22 protein-coding genes are annotated in these 24,234 nt (G+C 59.8%); 9 read left to right on the forward strand and 13 right to left on the reverse strand.

Going from position 1 to position 24,234, the window contains the following annotated elements; genetic code table 11:
• Window positions 1-217: 217 nt before the first annotated feature.
• On the forward strand, window positions 218-1,075 hold the full coding sequence (panB, locus tag KMP13_RS04985) for a 3-methyl-2-oxobutanoate hydroxymethyltransferase (RefSeq protein ID WP_215264456.1): 858 nt from the start codon (window positions 218-220) through the stop codon (window positions 1,073-1,075).
• A complete protein-coding gene (gene panC, locus KMP13_RS04990) occupies window positions 1,072-1,920 on the forward strand; it encodes a pantoate--beta-alanine ligase (protein WP_215264457.1) in 849 nt (282 codons plus the stop codon). Before panB ends, panC begins: the two co-directional genes overlap by 4 nt.
• 14 nt (window positions 1,921-1,934) lie before the next feature.
• On the opposite strand, the gene idi is transcribed toward panC, so the two are convergent.
• The 8 genes from idi to KMP13_RS05030 all read right to left on the reverse strand — a co-directional run bounded on the left by idi (window position 1,935) and on the right by KMP13_RS05030 (window position 8,778).
• Window positions 1,935-2,465, reverse strand: a complete 531-nt coding sequence (gene idi / locus KMP13_RS04995) for an isopentenyl-diphosphate Delta-isomerase (protein ID WP_215264458.1) — start codon at window positions 2,463-2,465, stop codon at window positions 1,935-1,937.
• Between the two features lie 166 nt (window positions 2,466-2,631).
• Complete coding sequence (locus tag KMP13_RS05000) at window positions 2,632-3,045, reverse strand: c-type cytochrome (RefSeq protein ID WP_215264459.1); 414 nt, start codon at window positions 3,043-3,045, stop codon at window positions 2,632-2,634.
• A gap of 112 nt (window positions 3,046-3,157) precedes the next feature.
• Window positions 3,158-4,183 carry a P1 family peptidase gene (locus tag KMP13_RS05005; RefSeq protein WP_215264460.1) on the reverse strand — a complete coding sequence of 342 codons (1,026 nt, stop codon included), beginning with the start codon at window positions 4,181-4,183 and terminating at the stop codon, window positions 3,158-3,160.
• Between the two features lie 24 nt (window positions 4,184-4,207).
• Window positions 4,208-4,627 carry an alternative ribosome rescue aminoacyl-tRNA hydrolase ArfB gene (gene arfB / locus KMP13_RS05010; RefSeq protein ID WP_215264461.1) on the reverse strand — a complete coding sequence of 140 codons (420 nt, stop codon included), beginning with the start codon at window positions 4,625-4,627 and terminating at the stop codon, window positions 4,208-4,210.
• 292 nt (window positions 4,628-4,919) lie between these two features.
• Window positions 4,920-5,549, reverse strand: a complete 630-nt coding sequence (locus KMP13_RS05015) for a queuosine precursor transporter (protein ID WP_215264462.1) — start codon at window positions 5,547-5,549, stop codon at window positions 4,920-4,922.
• A gap of 114 nt (window positions 5,550-5,663) precedes the next feature.
• Complete coding sequence (locus KMP13_RS05020; protein WP_215264463.1) at window positions 5,664-6,575, reverse strand: esterase-like activity of phytase family protein; 912 nt, start codon at window positions 6,573-6,575, stop codon at window positions 5,664-5,666.
• Window positions 6,548-7,417, reverse strand: a complete 870-nt coding sequence (gene mepA / locus KMP13_RS05025) for a penicillin-insensitive murein endopeptidase (protein ID WP_215264464.1) — start codon at window positions 7,415-7,417, stop codon at window positions 6,548-6,550. Before mepA ends, KMP13_RS05020 begins: the two co-directional genes overlap by 28 nt.
• A complete protein-coding gene (locus KMP13_RS05030; RefSeq protein ID WP_215264465.1) occupies window positions 7,414-8,778 on the reverse strand; it encodes an MFS transporter in 1,365 nt (454 codons plus the stop codon). The genes mepA and KMP13_RS05030 overlap by 4 nt, the downstream gene beginning before the upstream one ends.
• A 218-nt stretch (window positions 8,779-8,996) precedes the next feature.
• Between KMP13_RS05030 and KMP13_RS05035 the strand changes: the two genes are divergently transcribed.
• From KMP13_RS05035 to yaaA, 3 genes are all read left to right on the forward strand, one after another.
• Window positions 8,997-9,284 (forward strand): YggT family protein, encoded by a 288-nt coding sequence (locus KMP13_RS05035; RefSeq protein WP_215264676.1) that lies wholly within the window; start codon window positions 8,997-8,999, stop codon window positions 9,282-9,284.
• 109 nt (window positions 9,285-9,393) lie between these two features.
• Entirely contained in the window at window positions 9,394-11,442 is a 2,049-nt protein-coding gene (recQ, locus tag KMP13_RS05040; RefSeq protein ID WP_215264466.1) for a DNA helicase RecQ, read from the forward strand.
• Window positions 11,443-11,474: 32 nt separating this feature from the next.
• On the forward strand, window positions 11,475-12,245 hold the full coding sequence (gene yaaA, locus KMP13_RS05045; RefSeq protein WP_215264467.1) for a peroxide stress protein YaaA: 771 nt from the start codon (window positions 11,475-11,477) through the stop codon (window positions 12,243-12,245).
• On the opposite strand, the gene KMP13_RS05050 is transcribed toward yaaA, so the two are convergent.
• The 5 genes from KMP13_RS05050 to KMP13_RS05070 form a co-directional block, all read right to left on the reverse strand.
• The gene (locus KMP13_RS05050; RefSeq protein ID WP_215264468.1) at window positions 12,242-14,464 is read right to left on the reverse strand and encodes a response regulator; all 2,223 of its coding nucleotides are present in this window, start codon (window positions 14,462-14,464) and stop codon (window positions 12,242-12,244) included. The two genes, yaaA and KMP13_RS05050, sit on opposite strands and share 4 nt — an antisense overlap.
• A gap of 199 nt (window positions 14,465-14,663) precedes the next feature.
• The gene (locus tag KMP13_RS05055; protein WP_215264469.1) at window positions 14,664-16,709 is read right to left on the reverse strand and encodes a hypothetical protein; all 2,046 of its coding nucleotides are present in this window, start codon (window positions 16,707-16,709) and stop codon (window positions 14,664-14,666) included.
• An 8-nt stretch (window positions 16,710-16,717) separates the two neighbouring features.
• A complete protein-coding gene (locus KMP13_RS05060; protein ID WP_215264470.1) occupies window positions 16,718-19,477 on the reverse strand; it encodes a DUF4159 domain-containing protein in 2,760 nt (919 codons plus the stop codon).
• Window positions 19,474-20,361 carry a DUF58 domain-containing protein gene (locus KMP13_RS05065; RefSeq protein ID WP_215264471.1) on the reverse strand — a complete coding sequence of 296 codons (888 nt, stop codon included), beginning with the start codon at window positions 20,359-20,361 and terminating at the stop codon, window positions 19,474-19,476. The genes KMP13_RS05060 and KMP13_RS05065 overlap by 4 nt, the downstream gene beginning before the upstream one ends.
• A complete protein-coding gene (locus KMP13_RS05070; protein WP_215264472.1) occupies window positions 20,358-21,374 on the reverse strand; it encodes an AAA family ATPase in 1,017 nt (338 codons plus the stop codon). Before KMP13_RS05070 ends, KMP13_RS05065 begins: the two co-directional genes overlap by 4 nt.
• Before the next feature lie 64 nt (window positions 21,375-21,438).
• On the opposite strand from KMP13_RS05070, the gene KMP13_RS05075 reads away from it, so the two are divergent.
• The 4 genes from KMP13_RS05075 to KMP13_RS05090 all read left to right on the forward strand — a co-directional run bounded on the left by KMP13_RS05075 (window position 21,439) and on the right by KMP13_RS05090 (window position 24,106).
• Window positions 21,439-22,017, forward strand: a complete 579-nt coding sequence (locus tag KMP13_RS05075) for a DUF1285 domain-containing protein (RefSeq protein ID WP_215264473.1) — start codon at window positions 21,439-21,441, stop codon at window positions 22,015-22,017.
• A 118-nt stretch (window positions 22,018-22,135) separates the two neighbouring features.
• On the forward strand, window positions 22,136-22,888 hold the full coding sequence (locus KMP13_RS05080) for an SDR family NAD(P)-dependent oxidoreductase (RefSeq protein WP_215264474.1): 753 nt from the start codon (window positions 22,136-22,138) through the stop codon (window positions 22,886-22,888).
• Window positions 22,889-23,025: 137 nt separating this feature from the next.
• On the forward strand, window positions 23,026-23,784 hold the full coding sequence (locus KMP13_RS05085) for a hydroxypyruvate isomerase family protein (protein WP_215264475.1): 759 nt from the start codon (window positions 23,026-23,028) through the stop codon (window positions 23,782-23,784).
• An 82-nt stretch (window positions 23,785-23,866) separates the two neighbouring features.
• Complete coding sequence (locus tag KMP13_RS05090; RefSeq protein ID WP_215264476.1) at window positions 23,867-24,106, forward strand: DUF2798 domain-containing protein; 240 nt, start codon at window positions 23,867-23,869, stop codon at window positions 24,104-24,106.
• Window positions 24,107-24,234: the final 128 nt, after the last annotated feature.

The following is a 24,234-nucleotide window of genomic DNA, read 5'->3' on the forward strand; positions in this document are numbered from 1 at the left end:
TTTCTACGGTATCTGTGATCCACGTGGATCGAAACCGACTGCTTGACCCACGGGATCAAAGAAACACTATGAAAATAAACAACTTTCTTGAAATGGCGTAAATTCGCCTTTGAAAATACGTCCCGCCGCGCTGCAGACGTCGCGACGTTCAGGCCACTGGCAATATCCGCGCGAAATTGATAGGTCACGCCAACCGCAGCCGCCTGGAGGACCGCCAATGAGCGCGACGGCCCGAAAATCAGCTCCGAATGCCGAGGACATTCGAGCGCGCAAAGGGGGAGGCCCCCTTGTGAGCTTGACCGCCTATACCACGCCAATGGCGCGTTTCATGGACGCCCATTGCGACATCGTTTTGGTCGGCGACAGCGTCGGGATGGTGCTGCACGGCATGGCCTCAACTTTGTCGGTCACGATGGAAATGATGATCATGCATGGCCAGGCTGTGGCCCGTGGGTTGAGCAGCGCGATGATGGTCATCGACATGCCTTTTGCCTCGTATGAGGAAGGCCCGGCGCTGGCCTTCCGAAACGCCGCACGGCTGATGAATGAAACCGGTGCTGCGGCCGTCAAGCTTGAAGGCGGGGTCGAGATGGAAGAGACCATCCGCTTCCTCGTCAAACGCGGCATTCCGGTGATGGCGCATATCGGCCTGACGCCGCAGTCCGTCAATACGCTGGGCGGCTACAAGGTTCAGGGCCGTGATGACGCCGCCGATCAGATCATGGCCGATGCCAAAGCGATCGAACGGGCCGGCGCGTTTTCCGTTGTTCTGGAAAAAGTGCCCGCGTCCCTTGCGGATCGCATAACGGCTGAGATTTCGGTGCCAACTATCGGCATTGGCGCATCCGCAGGCTGCGATGGGCAGATCCTAGTGGTGGACGACATGCTTGGCTTTTTCACCGCCTTCAAGCCCAAATTCGTAAAACGCTTTGCGGACCTTGGCGACGCGGCCGAGGCTGCAATTGCCGAATACGCCGCCGAAGTCCGCGCGCGAAGCTTTCCCGCGCCGGAACATGTGTTTGCCGATCAGGCTCCTGCGAAAAAGGGCACTGCGAACAAGGGCACTGGCAAATGAGCGCACCGATTGTGCGCGCGCTGTCCGATCTCCGCGCGCAACACAAAACCTGGATCCTTGCTGGGGAAACCGTTGGTGTGGTGCCAACCATGGGCGCGCTGCACGATGGGCATCTGTCGCTGGTCAAAGCCGCCAAAGCCGCCTGCGACCGGGCCATTGTCACCATCTTTGTGAACCCGAAACAGTTCAACAACCCCGAAGATCTGGCCAAATACCCGCGCACCGAACAAAGCGACGCGGAAAAGCTAGCACCTTATGACGTCGACGCGGTTTTTGTGCCGGAAGCGGATGAAATCTACCCCGATGGCTATGCCACCACGGTGTCCGTCAGCGGTGTGAGCGACGTGTTGGAAGGCGCTTTTCGTCCCGGCCATTTCGACGGCGTGTCTACCATAGTTGCCAAACTCTTTTTGATGACCGGCGCACAACGGGCCTTCTTTGGCGAAAAAGACTATCAACAGCTGATGTTGGTGCGCTGCATGGCGCGCGATCTGAACATCCCGATTGACGTGATCGGCTGCCCTACCGTGCGCGAGGCGTCAGGCCTGGCTATGTCATCGCGCAATATGCGCTTGTCAGCGGAAGCAAAGGCGCGCGCCGCCAAATTGTATGAGCTGATGACAAAGGCTGCCACGCAACTGGAACGGGGTCAGGACTGGACCGTTTTGCAGCAAGCCGCGCTGGACCAGCTGGCCGCCGCCGGTTTTGGAGAGGTCGAATATTTCGACCTGCGCTGCGCACAAACCCTCCAACCGGTGACCGATACCGCCAAACCCGCGCGCCTGTTGGCCGCCGTTTGGCTGGATGGGGTGCGTTTGATCGACAATATCGCGGTCACTCGCTAACCGCCTGTCAGGGCTCAGATTTGCAAGTCCGGTCCAAAGATCACATCGGCATAATCCGCCAGATAGATCTTCAGCCAGGGGGTAAACCGTTCCGGGTGGCGGACCACTTCGGCCTGTAGATCGTGATAATCCACCCAGCGGGTTTCCATGACCTCATCCGGATTGATCTTGACCTGGATCGGGCGATGCGCGTGGGCCAGAAACACGTCGACCTCTTCATGTTCGATCATGCCGCTGCCAACATCCGCGCGGTATTCCAACCGGTGGCGAAATTCCGGATACAACCCGCCAATGCCCAGCTCTTCGCGCAGACGGCGCATTGCACAGGCCACGGGTTCTTCGTTCCAATTGGGATGGGTGCAGCAGCTGTTCGCCCACAAACCCGGCGTGTGATATTTGGCCATCGCCCGGCGCTGCATCAGGATACGACCGGACTGCACCACAAACACCGATACCGCCTTGTGGCGCAGACCCTGTTCATGGGCTGCGATCTTTTCCACCGGTTGCAACTTTCCATTTACCCAAGCTGGGATGACATGGCTCATGAGAGGGTCAGGTCCAGAACATTTTGCACAGGCCAACGGGGCCGAATGAGACAGATAGGTTAACAGGCGAACATCCATTCTGGCACAAGAAAAGCCGCGGCCAGTGGTCGCGGCTTATGTGTGATAGGTTTTGACCGCTGCCAAATGCACCGGCGATCCGCACAGATTACTCTGCGGCGACGCTCTCCAAATAGGCATAGATGTCCTCGGCACCTTTTTTCAGGCGGAACGACATCTTGGATTTGGCTTTGGAATCTCCGGTTGCTTCCTTGAGGAAGGCAGTCGGGTCGGCGGTATACGTGGCAAAGCTTTCAGCGTCCCAAACGGCGCCTGCTTCACCAGCGGCAACAATGGATTTGCCGTATTTGTAGCCCGCCACGGTGCCCAGGGTTTTCCCTGCAATACCGTACAGATTGGGCCCGGTCCTGCCACCTTTTACAATCGTCTCACCTGCATCGGACACGACCATGTGGCAGGCTTTGCACTTCTTAAAGCCCTTCTCGCCCGCTTCAATGTCCCCGGCAGCAAAGGCAGGGGCGGCTAGCATGATCATTCCAGCGATTGTCAAAATTCGTTTCATTTCAGCTTGCTCCAGTAAATCCGGCTGCAATCTTTAAGATCTTCTGCCCCCCTAGAGTCAACGCGACGATGGTCGCGAAAGTGTCGCACTGGCCGGATCGGGACAATCTGTCCTAGGGGGATGGGGTGTTTTTGCACCAAACTGGCAACACATCGTTGTCTTCCGGCGTCGCGTGAAAGATCCCGCGCCCGATTGCCCGGCTCAAACACAGGGCTGCCGCGTGGCAAATGTCGGCCAATGCCTCGTCCTCGGATGTTGCGTCGCCGGTTGCTAGGGCAAAGACCAGATCGCCGTCCACCGGCGTATGGGCCGGGACAATGGCCCGCGCGATCCCGTCATGCGCCGCTGTTGCAACCCGCTGGCATTGGGCTTTGCTCAGCTTGGCATCGGTGGCGACAATCGCAATGGTGGTGTTGGTGCGATCCCCAACCGGCCCATCGATCAGGTTGCGCATCGCACGCAGCTTGCGACTGTCCAGATCGCGACCCAGACCGGACGCGGGATCAGGTCCCAAGCCGCCGAATTCGCCCTCAATTTCAAAGGGGGCCGCCCAGAAATGCCGCTCACCGCGGGTGGTGACAGACCCCATCGGATTGGCGGCAACCAGCGCGGCCACGGTGACACCGCTGTCCAGCACCAGCGAGGCAGAGCCCAATCCGCCTTTGAGCGTTGCAGTTGTGGCCCCGGTGCCCGCACCATGGCTGCCCAGATCAAAGGAAGGCCCAGCATGGTCAAAAGCGTGCAACCCCAACGCGCGATAGGGGTTCTCCGGCCAATCCTTGTTGCCACCGTTCAGCAGATCAAACAGTATCGCCCCCGGCACAATGGGGATCACTGCCGGTCCCAGGCGAAACCCGCGCCCGGCCTTGTGCAGGCCATCCATCACCCCGGAACAGGCATCCAAGCCAAAGGCAGAGCCGCCGGACAGTACCAGCGCGTCCACTTGCGCGACGGATTTATCTGGTGCCAAAAGGTCCGTTTCGCGCGTGCCCGGTGCGCCGCCCATCACATGTACCGCTGCGGTAAAAGGCTTGTCTGCGGTGACAACCGTGGTGCCCGATTTCAACCGCCTGTCCTGCGCGTTGCCAACCAAAAGCCCCGCAACGTCAGTGATCAGATTTTTGGGTCCGGGCTGCATCATCTCTCCTTGGGCAGATTGCGCTTAGTCGTCTTGAACCTTACCGCGCAGGTTTTTGACCTCACTCCGTTGCTTCTTACCGGTGAGACGGCGTTGCACGGATCCCCGGGTCGGCTTAGTGGCGATCCGCCGTTTTGGCACGACCAACGCTTTTTGGATCAGCTCTGTCAGACGTTCACGGGCCAGATCGCGGTTGCGCGCCTGGCTGCGGGTTTCATCGCAAAACAGGATCAACGCGCCTTCCTTGGTCCAGCGGCGACCGGCCAGACGGCGCAGACGTTTCTTGACCGCAGGGGGTAGGGACGGTGAGCGTTCGGCCTCAAATCGCAGTTCGACCGCAGTCGAAACCTTGTTCACGTTTTGCCCGCCGGGGCCTGACGCGCGGATGAACTGTTCCGTCAGTTCCCAGTCGTGAATGGTGATTTGATCGTTGATTTGCAGCATAAACGGGGTCCTTTGACCGGTTTATGCCGTTAACAAGCGGCCGTGGCAAAGGGCAAAACAAAAGGGCTGTTCGAAATTGCGCAACGAACAGCCCTTCTTGAGTATTCGGAGGTGCGCCGGTTAGGCGGTCACCAATTTAGGATTTGACGCCGCTAAGGACTGCCTCAGCTTTGTGCCTCCCAAACTGTTCCGACACCGATCTCCAAGTTCCCAATAGACACTAGAGCACCTCCTTTCTGAATGTTACGCGTATCTTTAGCGTTGCACAGAATGGGTAGATGTCAAAACAAAATCATGTGGAACGTACCGTAATCCGCCCCACGATGATGCGGAAAGGAACAAGCGCGATCAGCGCCAGCGTCAGTTTTACGCACCAATCGGCAAAGGCAAGCGAGATCCAAAGCGGCAGCATTTCGCCTCCGCCCATAAAGGGCGCGGCCTCCCAGGACCAATTGATCGCGGCGTCCGCATTGGCACCAAACACCGTGACCGAGGCTGAGAATGCGATGGTAAAGAAGAGCGCAGTGTCCAAAGCAGACCCCACCAAGGTCGAGATCAGCGGCGCGCGCCACCAGACACCCGCGTTGAACCGGTTGAACACGGCAACATCTGTCAGCTGCGCGATCAGGAACGCCGTTCCGGATGCAACTGCGATGCGCAGGGGAACGGCGGGGCCAAATTCCAACATGATCTGACTGCCAATCAGCGAACAAATCACCCCGGTCACAAACCCCGCCAGCACCACTTTGCGCGCGGCCGAAACGCCGTAGACGCGGTTCATCACATCCGTCACCAGAAAGGCAAGCGGATAGGTGAACGCCCCCCATGTGAGCCAGCTCCCAAACAGGAATTGAACCAGAATATTGGAGGCAACAACGATGGCAGCCATAGCGGCGATGCCGGGCAGATAGGTGCGTGACATGAACAGGGTCCGTTTTAACAAGGTTGCGGCAACTTGATCGTGGAGGATGGCCGATCCGTGCCTGTACCGAAGCCGGATGGGAAAATCAACTCACGGCCCGTGGCGCGACCTGGGTCACTCAGGCAGCTGGTATTCGACCAATTCGCTGCGTTGAAACGGCATGAAATTGTTGTCCGACACCATCGTCGCCCGCAGATCTCCATCTGTACTGCGCCAGACTGACAGCCCTTCCAGATTGTCATGGGTGCGCAGCGGTGTGGTCAACAGAACGGTCTCGTTTTGCAAGGCATCCCCGACAAAATCCCAGCGTCGCAGGCGGCTGCGAAATCCGATTAGTACGAATTTACGCTCTAGCAAATAAAACCGGCCATCTGGTCCAATGTCCAAACCGACGGGCAAATACCCGTTTCGTTTTTCCACATGAAACGGGGTCTGCCAGTCGGCACCATCCCAGCGCCAAACCGGAAAGGCCGCGCCCGCGCTTTTTTCCGGCAATGTATACAGCCGCCCCGCGGGATCGATTGCCAAAGCTTCCAGCGCTTTGTTTTCCTGCAACGCGGCAAAGGCCTGGATTCGGGGCAGATCTTCGGCCTGTCCGTCGATCTCTGCGTAGCGCGACACCCGTGCCTTGCCCTCAAAAGAGACAAACAGCGCGCCGTCTTGACCAATCGCAATCCCTTCGCTGTCGATTGAATCGCGGTCGTGGCGCATGATCTGCCCATCGGCGTTGCGCAGATGTACATGGGTGTCAAACGTCACACGGTCGATCTTGTTCGCCGTGCGTTTGACAAAACCTCCAACCAGATGCGAGCGATCCGTCAGCACGACAACCCGTTGGCCGGTCTCATCGAGGGCGAGTGCGGAAAACCCGCCGAACCAGCTCGGCTTGGCGGTCAGCACATAGCTGCTGAGAAAACGCGCAGGGCCCATGCCATCGCCTGATCGCCCCGCAGCATAGGCCGCAACCGCAAGGCCGCCGCCCAGCATCATAGAAAAAATCAGTTTGATTGCAAAACGGCGGCGCATTGTTGGGGAAGATCCGAAAGAGTGTAGTCGCGCCTTGGTGTAGGCTTTGGTGCATTGGGGTCAACTGGTTTTGGCGGCGGCGGGTTCAGAATGTCATTGACCCAGCGTTGCGCGTCCGCGCAGCCGTCGCCCTTGGGTGGGGCGGCTTGGTCGACACAGCCGCGTGCGCCCCGTGGGCAGGCCAGTCGAACGTGGAAATGATAATGATGTCCCCACCAGGGACGAATTTTACGCAGCCAACGCCGGTCCCCTTTGGCGTCCTTGCACATCTGGACCTTGGCACCGGGAAAGACAAAAATGCGCGCCACGCGCTTGTCTTTGGCGGCGGCGCGCAGAATTTCATGGTGTTGACGGGTCCAGCTGCTGTTCACAAAGGCACCGTTCGAACGCCGCATCGAGATCGAAGAGATGTTCTCGCGCGCATTTTGTGACAGGTTCAACCGGTCCGCCGGGCGCATCCAGATGTCGATATCCAAACCAATCTGGTGACTGCGGTGACCCGACAGCATCGGCCCGCCACGCGGCTGGCTGATGTCACCGATGTACAAGCCATCCCACCCTTGTTGGCGCGCTGCAAATCGGCTTAGGTCCTGAACGAAATCAACCGCCTCGGGATGACCCCAATTGCGGTTGCGCGACAGGCGCATTGCCTGCCAGGTCGGTCCGGTTTCCGGCAGTTCAACGGCGCCCGCAACACAGCCTTTGGCGTAGGATCCAAACGGGTCCGGGGGTTGTTCGGATCCGTCGGCCTTGGCCCCGAACAGCTGTTTCGCGGGTGTCTGCGCCAGTGCCGGGCTGATCAATCCGATGAGAATGATTAAAGAGGCAAGTAGTGTTTTCAAACCTGATCTCCTTCTGCTCGGACCCACCGTAGCAGAAGAAGTCCCAACACAAAGAGTACAATTACCGGCGCAATACCAAGTCGCGCGCTTTCGCTGATTGCGGTGGCAATACCGATCAAAAGCGGGGCCAAAAACGCCGTGGCACGTCCCGACAACCCATACAGACCAAAGCTCTCGGTCGCGTTTTCCAGCGCCGTGTGGCGCACCATCAGGGTGCGGCTGGCGGCCTGCAGGATGCCGCCAAACCCACCGATCAAGACGCCGCAGATGAAAAACACGGTGTCGGGCAGGGTGGCCCCCTCGGCAAGTGCGATGCCGAAAATTTGGTCACGCGACATGCCGACCACCACGGTGCAAACCGCCATCAGAACCAAAATCGCCAGAATAATCACAGGTTTCGGCCCAAACCGGCGATCCGCGAGACCGCCAAGCCAGCTAAAGGCGGCGGCAGAAATCGCGGCAACAATGCCAAAAATGCCGATCTGCGTGATCTCCCACTCCAGAACCAGCCGCGCATAGACCCCACCAAAAGCATAAAGCCCGTTCAGCCCGTCCCGGTACAGCATTGAGCCGCCCAAAAACGCCGCCAGACTTTTGCGGTGGCGCAGCGATTGCAGCGAGCGGACAACCTTGGCCACCGCTTCGCGCGGACCCACACGCGGCCCGCTTTGTGGCTTGTCACGCACCCAAAGGGCATAAGGCAGCATAAAAACTGCAAACCAAAGGGCGACTACGGGACCAACAGCGCGGGTGCCTTCGCGGGCTGTCGCATCCAGCCCCAGAATCGGATCCAGGCCAATCAGTGTCTTTCCATTTGCCTGTTCCACAAACAGCAGCAGCATGATGAACAACGACAGCACGCCGCCAAGGTAGCCAAAGGCAAAGCCTGACCCGGAAATCGCGCCAACGTCTGACCGGCTGCCCAATGACGGCAGCTGCGCATTGACAAAGATCGCCGCGAATTCGGCGCCGATGAAGCCGATCCCAAAGCTCAACACCATAAGGTAAAGATTGCTGCCAGCCGGATCCATAAACCACAGCCCCGCCGCGCCAATCACGTACAAGACCGAGAACGCGAAAATCCACGGCAGCTTGCGCCCCGACCCATCCGCCATGGCCCCCACAAAGGGCGCACACAGCCCAACCGTCAGCCCGGTTATTGTCATACAGGCCGACCACAAAGTCTGCGCCTGCGCTTTGGCCGCCTCACTTTCCGTGCCGAGAGTCACAAAGTAGTCGGCAGCGACAGCAGCAAAAAACGGGCTGAACACAAAGGTGACCAACAGCGTGTGATAGGGCTGGCTGGCCCAGTCAAAAAACCACCAACCCCAAATACGCTTACGCGCCGAAATCTCACTCATCGCACTGCCCCTTGGTTGGTCTCAAGGCAGTTATGAGGTCCGCCCAGTCCGCTTGCAACCCTGACACGGGGCCACTGCCGTGATGGGCCGAGGGGGGCCGGCCAACCTGTGCCTGTGATGCCATGGGTTTACCGCTCATCAACCGCGACCTTGCGCAGCCCTTGCGCATCCCGCCAGACGTGCCTACCTATGACCGCGTTGCAACAAAGGGAAAAGACATGCAGTCGTTGTTTCAAATCCTGATGCTGATCCTGGACATCGTCTGGTTCTTCATCATCGCCCATGTAATCATGAGCTGGTTGATCAACTTCCAGGTCTTGAACGTGAACCAACAGTTTGTTGGTCAAGTTTGGTACATGTTGAACCGCATTCTCGACCCGATCTATAGCCGCGTGCGGAGCATTCTTCCGAGCATGTCCGGGATAGATTTGGCGCCATTGGTGGTGCTGGTTGGCGTCTATGCCTGCCGCATTATCCTGCAGAACAATATCTCTGCCTTTTACTGACGTCCCGTCGTAAAACTTTTGCCAGTATCGCGGCGGCCTCTTGCCGCCCGATTCGCCATGTGAGATTGTGCCCCAAACTCGAGCAGCACTCACAGAGCAAGAGGCCCGCATGTCCGGCCCAACAGGCGCCACACCGCTTTTGCGGGATATATTTGGATTCGATGGTTTCCGACCCGGGCAGGGCGAAATCGTAGAGGCCGTGGCCAATGGTGAAAACGTGTTGGCCATCATGCCCACGGGTGGCGGTAAATCCCTGTGTTTTCAACTGCCTGCCTTGATGCGGGGCGGTATCACCGTTGTCATTTCACCGCTGATCGCCCTGATGCGTGACCAGGTGCGCGCTCTGCAAGAGGCCGGCGTGTCTGCCGGCGCGCTGACCTCGGGCAATACCGAAGAAGAGACCGAGGCCGTCTGGGACGCCATCGAACAGGGGCAGTTGAAACTCCTCTATATGGCGCCAGAACGTTTGGCGGCGGGCTCAGCCATGGGCATGTTGCGTCGTATTGGCGTCAGCCTCATTGCCGTGGACGAGGCCCATTGCGTCAGCCAATGGGGCCATGACTTCCGCCCGGACTACCTGCGCATTGGCGAGTTGCGCCGCGCGCTGGGTGTGCCACTGGCGGCCTTTACCGCAACGGCCGACCAGGAAACCCGGGACGAGATTGTCCAGAAGCTATTTGACGGCGAAGCCCCGCGCAGCTTCTTGCGCGGCTTTGATCGTCCCAATATCCACCTTGCCTTTGCGGCCAAAGACAACCCGCGCCGTCAGATCCTGGATTTCGCGGACGCGCGTAAAGGTCAGTCGGGCATTGTCTATTGCGGCACCCGCGCCAAGACCGAGGGGCTGGCCCATGCCCTGCGCGAAGCTGGTCACGTGGCCTGTCATTACCATGGCGGGATGGAGGCCGAAGACCGCCGTATCGTCGAGACTCGTTTTGCCCGTGAGGATGGGTTGATCGTGGTGGCAACCGTGGCCTTTGGCATGGGGATCGACAAACCCGACATCCGCTGGGTGGCCCATGCGGATCTGCCGAAATCCATCGAAAGTTATTATCAGGAAATCGGCCGCGCAGGTCGGGATGGCGCGCCAGCTGAGACGCTGACGCTCTATGGTTCCGATGACATTCGCCTGCGTCGGTCGCAAATCGACGAAGGGCTGGCCCCGGCCGAACGCCGCTCGGCCGATCACGCCCGCCTGAATGCATTGCTTGGACTGGCAGAGGCGTTGAAATGTCGCCGTCAAAATCTGCTGGCCTATTTTGATGAGGTCGCAGAACCCTGTGGTCGCTGCGACCTTTGCGACACGCCGGTTGATGTCTTTGATGGGACCGTAGCCGTGCGCAAGGCGCTGTCGGCGATTTTGCGCACCGAAGAGACCTATGGCAGCGGTCATTTGATCGATATCCTGACTGGGCAGCAAACCGACCGGATCCGCGACCGACGCCATGATCAGCTGTCGGTCTATGCCTGCGGGACGGAATACAAGAAACGCGAATGGCAGGCCGTGTTCCGCCAGATGATGGGGCACGATCTGGTACGCCCGGACCCTGAACGCCATGGCGCTTTGCGCATGACCGAGGCCGCTTTGCCCATTCTAAAAGGCCAAGACAGGATTGACCTACGGCGCGACACCATTGCCAAGGCCAGCCGACGCCCGGCGGTGAAAACCTTGGTTTCTGAAGAAGATGCCCCGCTGATGTCCGCGCTCAAAGCCAAACGTCGCGGACTGGCCGAAGCCCAAAAAGTGCCGGCCTATGTAATCTTTCCGGATCGCACCCTGATCGAGATGGCGGAAAAACGGCCGCAGTCCTTGGATGAAATGGCCCGGATCAGCGGCGTTGGTGCCAAAAAGCTGGACCGGTATGGCGATGCATTCCTGACCGTGATCACGGGCGAGGCGGAACAGATGCACCCGGCGCGGCGCAAACTGGCCAGTGCGGGGGCGGGCGAGGTTTACGATGCTTTGCTGGAAGCCCAGGCCAAATTGGCACGTGGTGAGACGGGGCTGGACAAACCGCTGAGCTGTTCGGCGGCGATGTTGGCCAAGATCGCGCAACTGCGTCCCGAGGATGAATTCGGCGTAAACAAACTGCTGGGAGAGCGCCGCGCGCAACGTTTCGCTGCGGCGTTTCTGGACGTCCTGCGCGGCGCGGGATAGACCAGCCTCCAGGATCAAGGGAACAAGACGATATGTTGGTTGTAGTATCACCTGCGAAAAAGCTGGATTGGGCGGACCGTGCCGGCGAGATGAGCACGCCTGCCTTTCAGGACGCCGCGATTGAGCTGGCGGAAGTGGCGCGTGGCCTGAGCGTCGCCGATCTGCAAAAGCTGATGCACATCAGCGAAAACCTTGCACAGCTGAACCACGATCGTTTCCGCAGTTTTGCACCGGTGCCGGATGAAACGGATCTGCGCCACGCGGTCTTTGCCTTTGCGGGCGATACCTATCAGGGCTTGGAAGCCGCGTCCTTGGATCAGGATGAACTGGACTGGGCCCAGCGTCATTTCCGCATTCTGTCTGGCCTTTACGGCGTCCTGCGCCCCTTGGACGGGATGCAGCCCTACAGGTTGGAAATGGGTTCGCGGCTCAAGACGGCCAAGGGCAAGAACCTGTATGAGTTTTGGGGCGACCGCGTGTCGGAGGCGCTGAATGCGCAGGCCGTTGAGACCGGCAGCACCACATTGATCAATTGCGCCAGCCAGGAATATTTTGGTGCGGTTGATCTGGACGCGTTGAACCTACGCGTGGTGACGCCGACGTTTATGGAAGACAAAGCGGGCACGCCAAAGATCGTCAGCTTTTACGCCAAACGCGCCCGGGGTGCGATGGCGCGCTACATCATTCAAAACCGCCTGACGGATCCGCAAAGCCTGCTGGCCTTTGATCTTGGCGGCTATGCCTATTCCGTCGAACTGTCAGAACCCAACAAGCCCGTTTTCCTGCGTCGCGCTGAGGGTTAACTGCGCAGCGGTTGCACGGCCTCGGGGCAATGCGCCTCGATCCGTTCGTGGATCAGGTTTTTGCGCAGTGGTTTGGTCAGGTAGAAATCGAGCCCTGCGGCCAGGATACCTTCGCTGTCGCCAGTCATCGCGTGCGCGGTCAGGGCGACGATGGGCACATGTTTGCCTGTGGTGGATTCAATCCGGCGGATTTCGCTGGTGGCTTGTTTGCCATCCATGATCGGCATGGAAATATCCATGAAAATCAGATCCGGTTTGAACTCCTGATAGCCTTCGACGGCCTCAACACCGTTGTTGGCGAACTTCAGGTCGATGTTCAGTTCCTTGACCATCTTGCGAAAGACAAGCTGGTTGGTCTTGTTGTCCTCTGCGGCGAGGATCCGCATCTTGGGCGCGCCGGATACGGCGGCATGTGCCAGATCTTCGCCGGGTTGCACCTCAACCGCGACGTTCTGTTCGGGGGCCGCCGGGGTGGCCACCTGCGGTTGCTGACCATTGCCGATGGCGCTGAGCTGTTTGAACAGCTCCAGGCGTGGCACCGGTTTGGTGAGGATGGAATTGGCCAGACCCTGGACCGTTGGATCGCCGACGATGGTTGGCGAGGCACTCAACGCCAGGATCGGAACCTGCCCGTTTGCACCGCCGCGGATCTCCTTGGCGAGGGCAACACCGTCTGTTTCGGCCATATCGCAGTCGCAGATCACCAGATCGACGCGGTTTTCCATCTTTTGCAGCGCTTCTTCGCGGGTGGTCGCCCGTTCGATGACCATCCCCAATTGCAGCAGCTGCTTTTCCACGATCTCGCGGCTGACGTCCTGATCATCGACGACCAGAACAACCCGTAGGCTTTCTGGGAGTTTGGGCACCGAAACAGTCTTGGGCTCAGAAATTGGCAGCACCAGACGGAAGCCAAAACACGACCCTTTACCTTCTTCGCTTTCAACCCAGATTTCACCGCCCATCAATTCGATCAGGCGTTTGGTGATTGCCAGACCCAGACCGGTCCCTTCGAATTTGCGATTGCGCTCATCCTCGACCTGATTGAACTCACCAAAGATATGCGCCTGCTTTTCTTCGGGAATACCGATGCCGGTGTCTTCGATGGTGATATGGATGGCGCAGTGGCTGTCATCCTGCGTCGGCACGCCGGTCGCGCGCAGCGCAACATGGCCGCTTTTGGTGAATTTGACCGCATTGCCCACCAGATTGGTCAAAATCTGGCGCACACGACCGGGATCGCTGACATAGGTGGAGGGCAGGAACAGGTCGTAGTCGACCATCATCGACAACCCTTTGTCGCGCGCGGAAGGCTGCAACAAAGTGACAACCTCGTGCATGCTTTGCTCAAGGTTGAAGGGTTCGGGATGCAGAACCAGCTTGTCGGCTTCGATCTTGGAATAGTCCAGAACGTCGTTGATGATGACCAACAGCGCCTCGCCCGAGTTCTTGATCGTATTGGCGTAGAGCGATTGTTCCGAGGTCAGATTGGTGTCGTTCAACAGTTCCGCCATGCCAACAACACCGTTCATCGGTGTGCGAATCTCGTGGCTCATATTGGCGAGGAAGGCAGATTTGGCGCGATTTGCCGCCTCGGCACGTTCCCGAGCGGTGCGCAGCTCTTCCTCGTATTGTACGGTTGTGGTGATATCCAGCGCCAGGCTGACCATGTCGCCGCCGTGACCGCGTTGATCCAAAAGCTTCAGATAGCGGTCGTCCCACAGGCGCACAATCACCGGCTCGGGCGTGGGGGACATCCAGCGTTCGGTCATCATCTGGCGCCAATCATCCATCGGCACATCGCCGGTATTGATCAGCCCTTCATCCGTCAGCAGTTGTAAAATCCGGATGTAGGAGATGCCGGGCACCACTTCTTCGAGCTCGTCAAAGATGTTGAGATAGGCGGTATTGGCCCCAATCAGGGTGCTGTCACTGTCAAAGAAGGCAAACCCGTCCTGAAACGCCTGGATCGAATGCCACAACCGTTGCTCGGCCTGCACAACCTTTTCGTGGGCGTCGGTCAGGTCGCTTTTGACTTTTTCGTTCTCAACGCGGACGGTTTTGACTTCGGCCTGGCTGACGCCGATCTGTTTTGTCAGCGCCAATGCGTGGCGTCCAAGTTTTCGGTTGGCTGCAGTCAACTCCGCCTGCTTCAGCTCAAGCAAGCGTTCGGCGGCCAATCGCCCGCGCCGTTCTTCTGCCAACCGATTTGCAAGGCTCATCCCTGCCGTACTCCAAAACTTTGCCGAACCGGCGAAAAAAACCAATGAGTGCAAAGCAAAATCCTGCTCTGACACCTCACCAGTTACGGTGGAAATACTTGCAATGGCGTTAAATTGACGGGCGTTTGCGGCCTAAAAGGCGCGTCAATCTAAAGTTGCCCAATCGGGTGCAACTCTAGATTGACGTGACGTCATGCAATCAGCCGCGCCGCCCCTCGCGCAGCCAGGCAGCCAGAATCAGCAGGCCGCTGATGAGCAACAAAAACCACCCCGGCAGCAGCGGGTTTTGTCGCACCGCCAGCGTTTCATAGGCGTTGCGTGGGGTCAGGCCGATCCAACCACGTCCACTTGCCGGGCGACCGGCGCGCACATCGCGCAGACGCGGCAGCCCATCCTCAACCGCGAGATCTGCGGCTTGCCAGCTGTTCAGCACCGGCGCAAGGATCGCACCCGTGGCAATGGTTTCCTCAAATTCGCGCGGCGCAGCAGGTCCCAGACCAATCACCGCCTTCTGATCGCCTTCTTGCAAGCGATAAAGGCCGATCTCAGGCCCGGTGAACTGTGTTTCCCAATGTCCGGGCGCGGTTTCATCCATGGGCAGGACAGTCTGGGTGCCATCAGGCGCGGTGATCTGAACATCGCCAACCGCGCCGTCAAGGCTGCGACGCAGGATCCGCATTGTTTGACCGTTGGCTTCGGCCCACAGCATATCCTCTTCCAGATCGGGTTCTTTCATCATCCAATGGGCCAGCCGCCGCAGCAGCTCCAATTGCGGCCCGCCACCCTCATAGCCGCGGCTCCACAGCCAGGCGTGGTCCGAGGCCAGCAGCGCCACCCGTCCCTCATCGACCCGGTTCAGGATCAACAGCGGGCGCTCATCAACACCGCGCATCAGGACATCCCCTTCGGGCGCGTTCAATTCAATCTGCCGCAACCAACGCCCCCAAGTCTCGGTGCCTTGCAGATCGGCGGTCACCGGATGGCGGGTCCCCAGATCCGAGATGGCCGGGCGGAAATGTTCCTCGATCACCCGCGCGGTGGGCTGGGCCGGCAGGATCTGCGACAGCGGAGAGCGGTAGATACTGTCCGCACTGGCGAAATCTGGCCCCGCCGCCACCAGAACCGCGCCCCCATTGCGCACATAGTCCGCAACGTTATCCAAATAGACCGACGGCAAAATCCCGCGCCGTTTGTAGCGGTCAAAGATGATCAGGTCGAAATCCTCGATCTTTTCCAAGAACAGCTCACGGGTGGGAAAGGCGATCAGCGACAGTTCTTCCACTGGCACACCGTCTTGTTTTTCCGGCGGGCGCAGAATGGTGAAATGGACCAGATCCACCGCGCTGTCGGATTTCAGCAGGTTGCGCCAGGTGCGTCCGCCCGGATGGGGCTCACCGGACACCAACAAAACCCGCAGCCGGTCGCGCACACCGTTGATCTGCACCAGCGCGGTGTTGTTGCGATCCGTCAGCTCACCTTCGGCGGTGGGCACTGTGAACTGGATGACATTACGCCCGCCGTGGGGCAGGGACAGGGGCAGCTCAAAATCAACCCCAACCGGCAGGGTAAACTGCTGCGGGTCTGCGCCGTCGATTGAGATACCCAGCCGCGCGACACCGCCGGTTTCTGGCGCGGCCCCTTGGTCTTCGATGCGCAGTGTCAGGGTGACAGGTTCGCCGATAATCCCAAAACTGGGCGCTTTTTGAACCACCAGACGGCGGTCCCAATCGGTTGCATGGCCCGTGCGCAGCAGATGCAGCGGCGCGGGCAGGTCGGGGGCTGCGTCCATGTCATGCACTTGCCCGTCAGAAATGGCGATAATGCCGGCCACGCGCCCGCTTGGCTCATTGGCAAGCGCTTCGCTGATCGCCGTCATCAATTCGGTGCCCGCGTCGTCAACTCCGTCACTCAATGTGACTTCACGCAATTCGGTGTTTGCGCGATTGGCGACTTGGGCTCGGATATGCTCCAACGCATCGCTGCTTTGGGCGGCGCGGTCGGCCAAAACCTGGCTGGCGCTCTCGTCATGGACCACAATCACAATGTCATCCAGCGGCGCGCGGTCTTCGGTCTGGGACACCGGCCCCGCAAGCGCCAGCGCCAGAACCGCCGCCGCCAACCCGCGCAAGGCCCAGCCGGACAGGTGCTTCCAGGCCGCGACCACCATCACAGCCACGCTGACAGCGATCAGCACCCAGATAAAAGGCCAGGGCAGCAGGGGATCAAACAGAATATTGTGGCTCATATCAGGTCTTATTGCCCCAATCGATCCAACAAGGCCGGCACGTGGACCTGATCGGATTTATAGTTTCCTGTCAGCACATGCATGATCAGGTTGACGCCAAAGCGATAGGCCAGTTCGCGCTGGCGTTCGCCTGCAAATCCACGTCCCACCGGCAGGCGCGCGCGCCCATTGTCATCCACCGCCCAGGCCGAGGCCCAGTCGTTGCCGCCAATCACAACCGGGCTGACCCCGTCGTTGAGATTTCGAAACGGCAGGCCTTCGACCTGTTCGGCATCCGCAGGCGCGGCTTCAACCCAGACAGGTGCACCGCGTTGACGGCCGGGAAAGTCCTGCAACAGGTAAAACGCCCGCGTCAGCACGTGATCGTCGGGAACTGGCTCCAACGGCGGAATGTCCAACGGCCGTGCAAGTCGTTGCAAGTGCCGTGCGTTGTCGCTGGTCGCCCCCACCCGCGACAGATCGGCATCGCGGGTATCAAACAGGATCATGCCACCCGATTGCAGATAGGCGTTCAGTTTCTCATAGGCTCCCGGCGACGGCAGGGGCTGACCGGTTGAAATCGGCCAGTAGAGCAGTGGGTAAAATGCCAGCTCATCCGCCTCGATATCCACGCCAGCGGGGTTTGCCGGCTCGATCGAGGTTCTGAAATAGAGCACATCGCTCAACCCCCGCAAACCATCGCGCGCCAAGCCGTCCAGGCGCGCGTTGCCGGTCAGAACATAGCCCAGCGTCACCTCAGAGGCGAGGGCGGTTGGATTGTCGGTCTCTTGGGCCTGTCCGGGATCGGCGGCAATCGTCACCGCTGCAGCCAGTATCACTGCGGCGACGCGCCCGACACGCAGCAGGCCGGATACCGCCAGCGTTGCGATGGCGTCCAGCGCCAGGGCGAGCAAAGCGGCGGCCAGGAACATCCCGCCCAAAACCCGCTCTTGCGATTGTTCAAACCCGCGCAACGTGACCGAGGACGGCCAGACCGGCGCGGCCAACACTTGATCCGCGTTCAACACATTTCGGGCCAGGCTGCGCCCGTTGCTGGAATAGACGCCGGGCTGCAAATCCTGCCCCAAGGGCGCGGTGATCAGGTCGGGCCCGTCAACACCGGGCAATGTGCCGCCATCCTGGATTTGTCCAAACCCGTCCAGCACTTGCACCGGTTGCCATGTGGTGCCCTCCAGCTCGGCCCCGTCAAGGCTGCGGTTGGCACTGGACACCGCCAGCCGCTCCAACATCTCCACAAACAGGCCAGACAAGGGCAGGCTGCTCCATTCTGCATTGGCGGTGACGTGGAACAAAACGACTTGTCCCTGTCCCAGCGTTTTGCGGGTCACCAGCGGCGTGCCATCGCCCAGCTCGGCAATCACCCGTTCTGCCAGATCGGGATCCGGCTGCGCCACCACTTGCGAGGTGACCGAAACCTCATCCGGTATGTTCAACCCGTAAAAGGGCGAGTTCTCGGCAAAGGGCGCCAATGTCTTGGGCGCACCCCAGCTCATGGCACCGCCAAGGCTGCGCCCTCCCACCCGCAGCCGCACCGGCATCAGCGGATGAATATCCCCGCGTGCGGTATCGCTGGCCGCCAGTCGGGGACCGGCAAATCGCAGCAGCAATCCACCCTCTTCGACCCATGCGATCAAAGCGGCCTCTTGGCTTTGAGGAAGCTGCGCGACATCGGCCAGAACCACAACATCGGGATTGGCTGGCAGCAGATCGCCTAGGTTGCCTTCCAACAGATCGGTCGTGTCGACTAGCGCCTTGCGCAGGTAATGCAGCGGCGACAACAGGGCGAGGCCTTCATTGCCGCTCGCCGCCCCGATCAAGGCAACCTCGCGACGGCGCAAAGAATCATCGCTCAAGGCAATCGCACCGGCCGAACGCCGCCCCTGCAGAGCAAACCATTGCAACCGCCCACGCAGTTCCGATGGCAAGGACAGCCGCGCCATACCGTCCACCGCGCCTGCTTCCATATCAATGGTTGCCGTGGCCAATGTGCGCAAAGTCCCGCTGGGATCCTTACCCTGGGCCACAACTGGCAAGGTCTGCGCAGCACTGCTGTCCACGCGGGTGGCCCGCAGTTCAATCGCCCCATCGGCAAAGACCGGCGGGCGCAGGCCAACAACAGGCGCGGGCGGGGCAACAACAGTCACATCCCCCCGGCTTTCTAATGTGTCGAGCAGGTCTGATTGCTGGTCAAACGCCAACCCATCACTGTACCAAAACGTGTCGAAATTCGCAGGCGCTGCCGCCAGATATTCCAGGCTTTGGGCAATGCTTGCATCATTTGGGCCCCAGGCCTCGGGCTGCAGGCCGGGCACTTGCTGCGCCCAGACATCCGCCGCCTGAAAAGTCAGCGACCCTGGCTGCGTCAACCGCAATACGGCGACAGGGCGTCCGGCACGTCCTGCCTCGGCCAAATCCGTTTCCAACTGGCGTTCCAGCGCTCTCCAATGGCTGGCCCCGGCCCAGCTGGCATCCAGAACCATCAACACAGGCCCGGATCCGCCGGAGCGTTCCTGCGGGTTCAAAACCGGCCCCGCAAGGCCAATGATCACCGCAGCCACCGCCAGCATACGCAACAGCAACAGCCACCAGGGCGTGCGGTCGGTCTGGCTGTCGTCATCGCGCAACCCCACCAAAAGGGTCACCGCAGGAAACAGTCGTTTGATCGGCGCGGGCGGCACGGCGCGCAGCAACAGCCACAGAACGGGCAACACCAGAAGGCCCAGTAACAACCAAGGCGCGGTAAAGCCGATGCCTGCAATCACACTCATGCCGGGCTCCTTTGCAGGGCGTGATAGATCCACATCAGACCCGTTTGCGCGCTTTCGCCGGTGTGATGCACACCCATGCGCCAGCCGGCATCGCGACACAGCCGATCCAACAGATCACGCCGCTCGGCCAGCCGCTCCATGTACCGGTCGCGCAAGGCGGATGCTTTCAGCGTTTCATGTTCCAACGCGCCAGAAGCGCTGTGAAACCGGGTGCGCCCGACAAAAGGAAAGCTCTCTTCCGCCGGATCCAGCACTTGCAGCACAACGCCCTGTACACCGCGATCTGCGGCTTTGGTCAGCGCCAATTGCAGCTCATCAAACGGCCCAAGGAAATCAGAGACAAACAAGGCCCGGGCATGGGGCACCATGGCCCGGTGTTCCGGCGGGCTGTAATCTGTTTCGTGGTCGCGGTTCAGCATTTCGGTCAACCGCAGGATCTGCGCATTGCCGCGTCTGGGGGGCAGCAAGCCTCCGGTCAGACCAACACGCTCCCCAGCCCGGATCATCAAAATCGCCGATGCCAGGGTTAAAACCCGCGCCCGCTCGATCTTTTGCGGATGTTGGTCATTGGACCCAAACCGCATCGAGGCCCCCAGATCGCACCACAAATGCACCGTCTGGGCGATCTGCCACTCGCGCTCGCGCACAAATTGCTGATCGCCTTTGGCAGAGCGACGATGGTCGATCATCCGGCGGCTGTCACCCTGTTGCAGCGGGCGGTATTGCCAGAAATCATCGCCCACACCAGAGCGTCTGCGCCCGTGATCCCCCAACAGGATCGACCCCGCCAGCTGTTCCGCCTGCACCAACAGCGGCGGCAGAGCGCTCGCTTCTTCTTCGGCGCGTTGGCGTAAAACGCCTGTCGGGGCGGGGGTGAGACTCACGCGGCCGCACCTGCCCGCGGCTGGGCTTGCAGATCGGCGGCAACGGTTTCAATCAACTCGGTCAGACTGTCTCCTCGGGCCCGCGCAGCAAAGGTCAGCTGCATCCGGTGGCTCAGCACGGGCAAGGCCATGTCGATCACATCATCGGCGCTGGGGGCCAGTCGACCCTGCAACATCGCCCGCGCCCGCACCGCCAGCATCAAGGCCTGCGCCGCACGGGGGCCAGGACCCCAGGACACGGTATCGCGCACCTTGTCGGCCACATCTGGCCCATTGGGACGGAAGGCACGGACCAGATCCAGGATCAGCTCAACCACCGACTCGCCCACGGGCATCCGGCGCAACAGTACCTGCGCCGCCATCAGCTCATCACCCGAGAACACCTCATGGGCCTCGGCATCTTCGACGCCGGTTGTCGCCAACAGGATATCGCGTTCGGTGTCGCGGTTTGGATAGGGCACATCAATCTGGAACAGGAACCGGTCCAATTGCGCCTCGGGCAGGGGATAGGTGCCCTCTTGTTCAATCGGGTTCTGGGTGGCCAAAACATGAAAGGGCGTGCCCAGGGCACGGGTCTCGCCCGCCACGGTCACTTCGCGTTCCTGCATCGCCTGCAACAAAGCGGATTGGGTGCGCGGGCTGGCGCGGTTGATCTCATCCGCCATCAGAAGCTGGCAGAAAATCGGCCCCTGAATAAAGCGAAACGCCCGTGTGCCGTCGGCGTCGGTGTCCAGAACCTCGGACCCCAGGATATCGGCCGGCATCAGATCGGGTGTAAACTGGATACGGTTGCCGTTCAGCCCCATCACGGTTGAGACGGTCTCAACCAGACGTGTCTTGCCCAATCCCGGCAGGCCAATCAGCAATCCATGTCCGCCGCACAACAGCGTTGCCAATGTCAGATCGACGACTCGCTCCTGCCCGATGAACCGCCGCGTGATAGAGGCGCGTGCCTCCTGCAGCTTTGCCTCCAAAGTCTCGATTTCCGTCAATAATTCGTCGGGTTCTGACATAGCATTCCCTTTACGTCGCCTATACACTGATACTCTACCGCGCTTCTTAGAAATGGCAAAAGCAATGAGTGGACAAAAAGCCGTGACGCCGTCAGCAGACGGGCTTGCAGCCGCAGCAAAAGCGGCATCCACAGGCAAAAGCCTGCCGCCTGTGCATCTGTGGAATCCACCCTTTTGTGGCGATTTGGACATGCGAATTGCCCGTGACGGGACCTGGTTCTACCTTGGGACGCCCATCGGGCGGTTTGAACTGGTCAAACTGTTCTCCTCGATTTTGAAGCGCGAAGACGGTCGTTATTTTTTGGTCACACCGGTGGAAAAAGTCGGTATCACCGTCGATGATGCCCCTTTTGTGGCCGTGGATTTCGAAATTTCCGGCCAGGGTGAGTCGCAAATCATCACCTTTGCGACTCATGTCGGGGATACGGCTGTGGCCGGTGCGGAGCATCCCATTCGGGTGGAACGTGACCCACAAACCGGTGAGCCTGCACCCTATATCCTGATCCGCGCGGATCTTGAGGCGTTGATTGACCGCAAAAGCTTTTATCGCCTTGTGGATCTGGGCCGTCACAAGGACGGCTGGTTTGGCCTTTGGTCAGGTGGCGAATTCTTCCCGATCATTCCGTCAGATCAGCTGGATTAAAGGCGCTTCCGCTGCGGCACTTTGCGGCGTGGTTGATTGAAAACGCATCCTCATATTGCAACAGTTGCACATCGCGCCACGGCGGGATCGCTGCAGGTCGCATATGGGAGGATGAGACGTGACACAAAAGCTGGCACTCGTAACCGGAGCCGCACGCGGCATTGGACTGGCCACCACCAAATTGTTTCTGGAGCAAGGCTGGCAAGTCGCAATGGTGGACCGCGACGGCGCGGAATTGACCGCCGCCTGCACCGGGCTGACGGAGGCCAAACCCTTTCTATATGATGTCTCACACCCGGAACAGGTGGCTGAAATGGTTGCCGATATTCTCGCCAGTTTTGGTCGGGTGGACGCGCTGGTCAACAATGCAGGTGTCGCCGATTTCGGCCCCATCGAAGAGCACAGCTTTGCCATGTGGCGCCGGGTGATGGAAACCAATCTGGACGGTGTGTTCCTGGTCAGTCAAGCGGTGATACCGGCGCTCAAGGAAACCCAAGGCGCCATCGTCAATATCGCCTCAATCTCGGGCCTGCGCGCCAGTACGCTGCGCCTGGCCTATGGCACCTCCAAGGCGGCGGTGATCCAATTCACCAAGCAACAAGCGGCGGAGCTGGGTGAATACGGCATCCGCGCCAATTGCGTCTGTCCGGGGCCGGTGCGCACCAAATTGGCTATGGCGGTGCATTCACAAGCCATCATCGACGCCTATCACGGCGCCATCCCGCTCAACCGTTATGGTAGCGAACAGGAAATCGGTGAGGTCATCTGCTTCCTGTGCTCCGACAAAGCCAGCTATGTCACGGGCCAAGTGATTGCCTCGGACGGCGGCTTTGAAAGCACGGGTGTTGGGTTGCCGGATTTACGCACATAGGTCTGGGACCGGCGGCATCGGCGGCCTGCCGCCATCGCGAAAATTTGCACCAAATGCAGGGTTTTCGCTGGCTTGGCGCTGCCATAGGCTGCCGCTAGACCCAAAGCCGACTTTTGGGACAGACACGCAGGACCTCGATGCCACGCTTCGCCGCCAACCTCTCGATGCTCTTTACAGAGCTGCCCTATCTGGATCGTTTCTCCGCCGCCGCCGACGCGGGATTTGAAGCGGTGGAGGTGCTCTTTCCCTATGAGATCGCCGCCAAGGAAACCCAACGTGCGTTGTTGGCCAATGGGTTAGAGCTGCTGTTGATCAACGCGCCACCGCCCAATTACACCGGCGGCCGGCCAGGCTATGCCGCGATGCCCGAGATGGAAGAGCGGTTCACGCGCGATATCCGCCGTGTGATACGCTACGCCGATGTACTGCGCCCCAAGATGATCCACATCATGGCCGGGTACACAAAAGGGGCCGAGGCGCGGGCTTGTTTCATCCGAAACCTGCAACTGGCCGCAGATCAGGCACCAGCTCAACAATTTACCATCGAACCCTTGAATGCAGCCGACCAGCCCGGCTATTTCCTGAACGATTATGCGCACGCGGTTGAGATCCTGGCAGAGGTCGATCGCCCCAACGTCGGGCTGCAATATGATGCCTACCACGCCCAAATGATCCACGGCGATGCTCGGGCCGTCTGGGATGAATTTAGCGCCCATGCGGTCCATGTCCAATTCGGTGCGGCCCCAGGGCGGTGTGAACCGGGCACCGGACCTGTCGATTTCGAACAGCTTTTTGCTGCTATGGATGACAGCGGCTATGATGGTTGGGCCAGCGCAGAATACACACCCTCGACTCTGCGTACCGAGGATTCGCTTGGCTGGTTGGCCGAACCGTGACCTGAAAAAAAACGCGCGTCCGCCCCATTGCTTTTGCGAAGGCGGTGGTTATCTAAGGGGCAGATTTAAGCCCGGAGTTCCTATGATCCCAGCGCGTTACGCCCCGATCCTGTTTGGTTTCTTGTTGTCAGGCATTATGTCCTGTCTCGTAACGTTTATTGCGAGCGTCAAAAATGTGGGTTTCGGCGCGCAAACCATAAGCGCCTGGCTGGGCGCTTGGGCGTTTGCATGGCCGGTTGCCTTTACTATCGTGCTGGTCGTCGCACCCTTTGTAAGCCGTGTGGTGGCCAAGCTGGTCCGAGATGCAGAGAGCGATCTGTAAGACATTACCCAAGCGATACTCCCGCCCGTCACGGATCCATTGAAATAGATCCGCTCCCGTTGGGCCAAACGCCGGGCTGTGCCCGGCGCGGGTCACGCGTGGGGCACCGGATTAGGACATTCTTGCGG

It is taken from the genome of Epibacterium ulvae (assembly GCF_018678075.1).
Taxonomy (GTDB): domain Bacteria; phylum Pseudomonadota; class Alphaproteobacteria; order Rhodobacterales; family Rhodobacteraceae; genus Epibacterium; species Epibacterium ulvae_A.

Excerpts from the sequence above, each read along its gene's own strand:
- panB (WP_215264456.1), top strand. The coding sequence starts at position 218 with ATGAGCGCGACGGCCCGAAAATCAGCTCCGAATGCCGAGGACATTCGA.
- panC (WP_215264457.1), top strand. The coding sequence starts at position 1,072 with ATGAGCGCACCGATTGTGCGCGCGCTGTCCGATCTCCGCGCGCAACAC.
- idi (WP_215264458.1), bottom strand. The coding sequence starts at position 2,465 with ATGAGCCATGTCATCCCAGCTTGGGTAAATGGAAAGTTGCAACCGGTG.
- KMP13_RS05000 (WP_215264459.1), bottom strand. The coding sequence starts at position 3,045 with ATGAAACGAATTTTGACAATCGCTGGAATGATCATGCTAGCCGCCCCT.
- KMP13_RS05005 (WP_215264460.1), bottom strand. The coding sequence starts at position 4,183 with ATGCAGCCCGGACCCAAAAATCTGATCACTGACGTTGCGGGGCTTTTG.
- arfB (WP_215264461.1), bottom strand. The coding sequence starts at position 4,627 with ATGCTGCAAATCAACGATCAAATCACCATTCACGACTGGGAACTGACG.
- KMP13_RS05015 (WP_215264462.1), bottom strand. The coding sequence starts at position 5,549 with ATGTCACGCACCTATCTGCCCGGCATCGCCGCTATGGCTGCCATCGTT.
- KMP13_RS05020 (WP_215264463.1), bottom strand. The coding sequence starts at position 6,575 with ATGCGCCGCCGTTTTGCAATCAAACTGATTTTTTCTATGATGCTGGGC.
- KMP13_RS05030 (WP_215264465.1), bottom strand. The coding sequence starts at position 8,778 with ATGAGTGAGATTTCGGCGCGTAAGCGTATTTGGGGTTGGTGGTTTTTT.
- KMP13_RS05035 (WP_215264676.1), top strand. The coding sequence starts at position 8,997 with ATGCAGTCGTTGTTTCAAATCCTGATGCTGATCCTGGACATCGTCTGG.
- recQ (WP_215264466.1), top strand. The coding sequence starts at position 9,394 with ATGTCCGGCCCAACAGGCGCCACACCGCTTTTGCGGGATATATTTGGA.
- yaaA (WP_215264467.1), top strand. The coding sequence starts at position 11,475 with ATGTTGGTTGTAGTATCACCTGCGAAAAAGCTGGATTGGGCGGACCGT.
- KMP13_RS05050 (WP_215264468.1), bottom strand. The coding sequence starts at position 14,464 with ATGAGCCTTGCAAATCGGTTGGCAGAAGAACGGCGCGGGCGATTGGCC.
- KMP13_RS05055 (WP_215264469.1), bottom strand. The coding sequence starts at position 16,709 with ATGAGCCACAATATTCTGTTTGATCCCCTGCTGCCCTGGCCTTTTATC.
- KMP13_RS05060 (WP_215264470.1), bottom strand. The coding sequence starts at position 19,477 with ATGAGTGTGATTGCAGGCATCGGCTTTACCGCGCCTTGGTTGTTACTG.
- KMP13_RS05070 (WP_215264472.1), bottom strand. The coding sequence starts at position 21,374 with ATGTCAGAACCCGACGAATTATTGACGGAAATCGAGACTTTGGAGGCA.
- KMP13_RS05075 (WP_215264473.1), top strand. The coding sequence starts at position 21,439 with ATGAGTGGACAAAAAGCCGTGACGCCGTCAGCAGACGGGCTTGCAGCC.
- KMP13_RS05085 (WP_215264475.1), top strand. The coding sequence starts at position 23,026 with ATGCCACGCTTCGCCGCCAACCTCTCGATGCTCTTTACAGAGCTGCCC.
- KMP13_RS05090 (WP_215264476.1), top strand. The coding sequence starts at position 23,867 with ATGATCCCAGCGCGTTACGCCCCGATCCTGTTTGGTTTCTTGTTGTCA.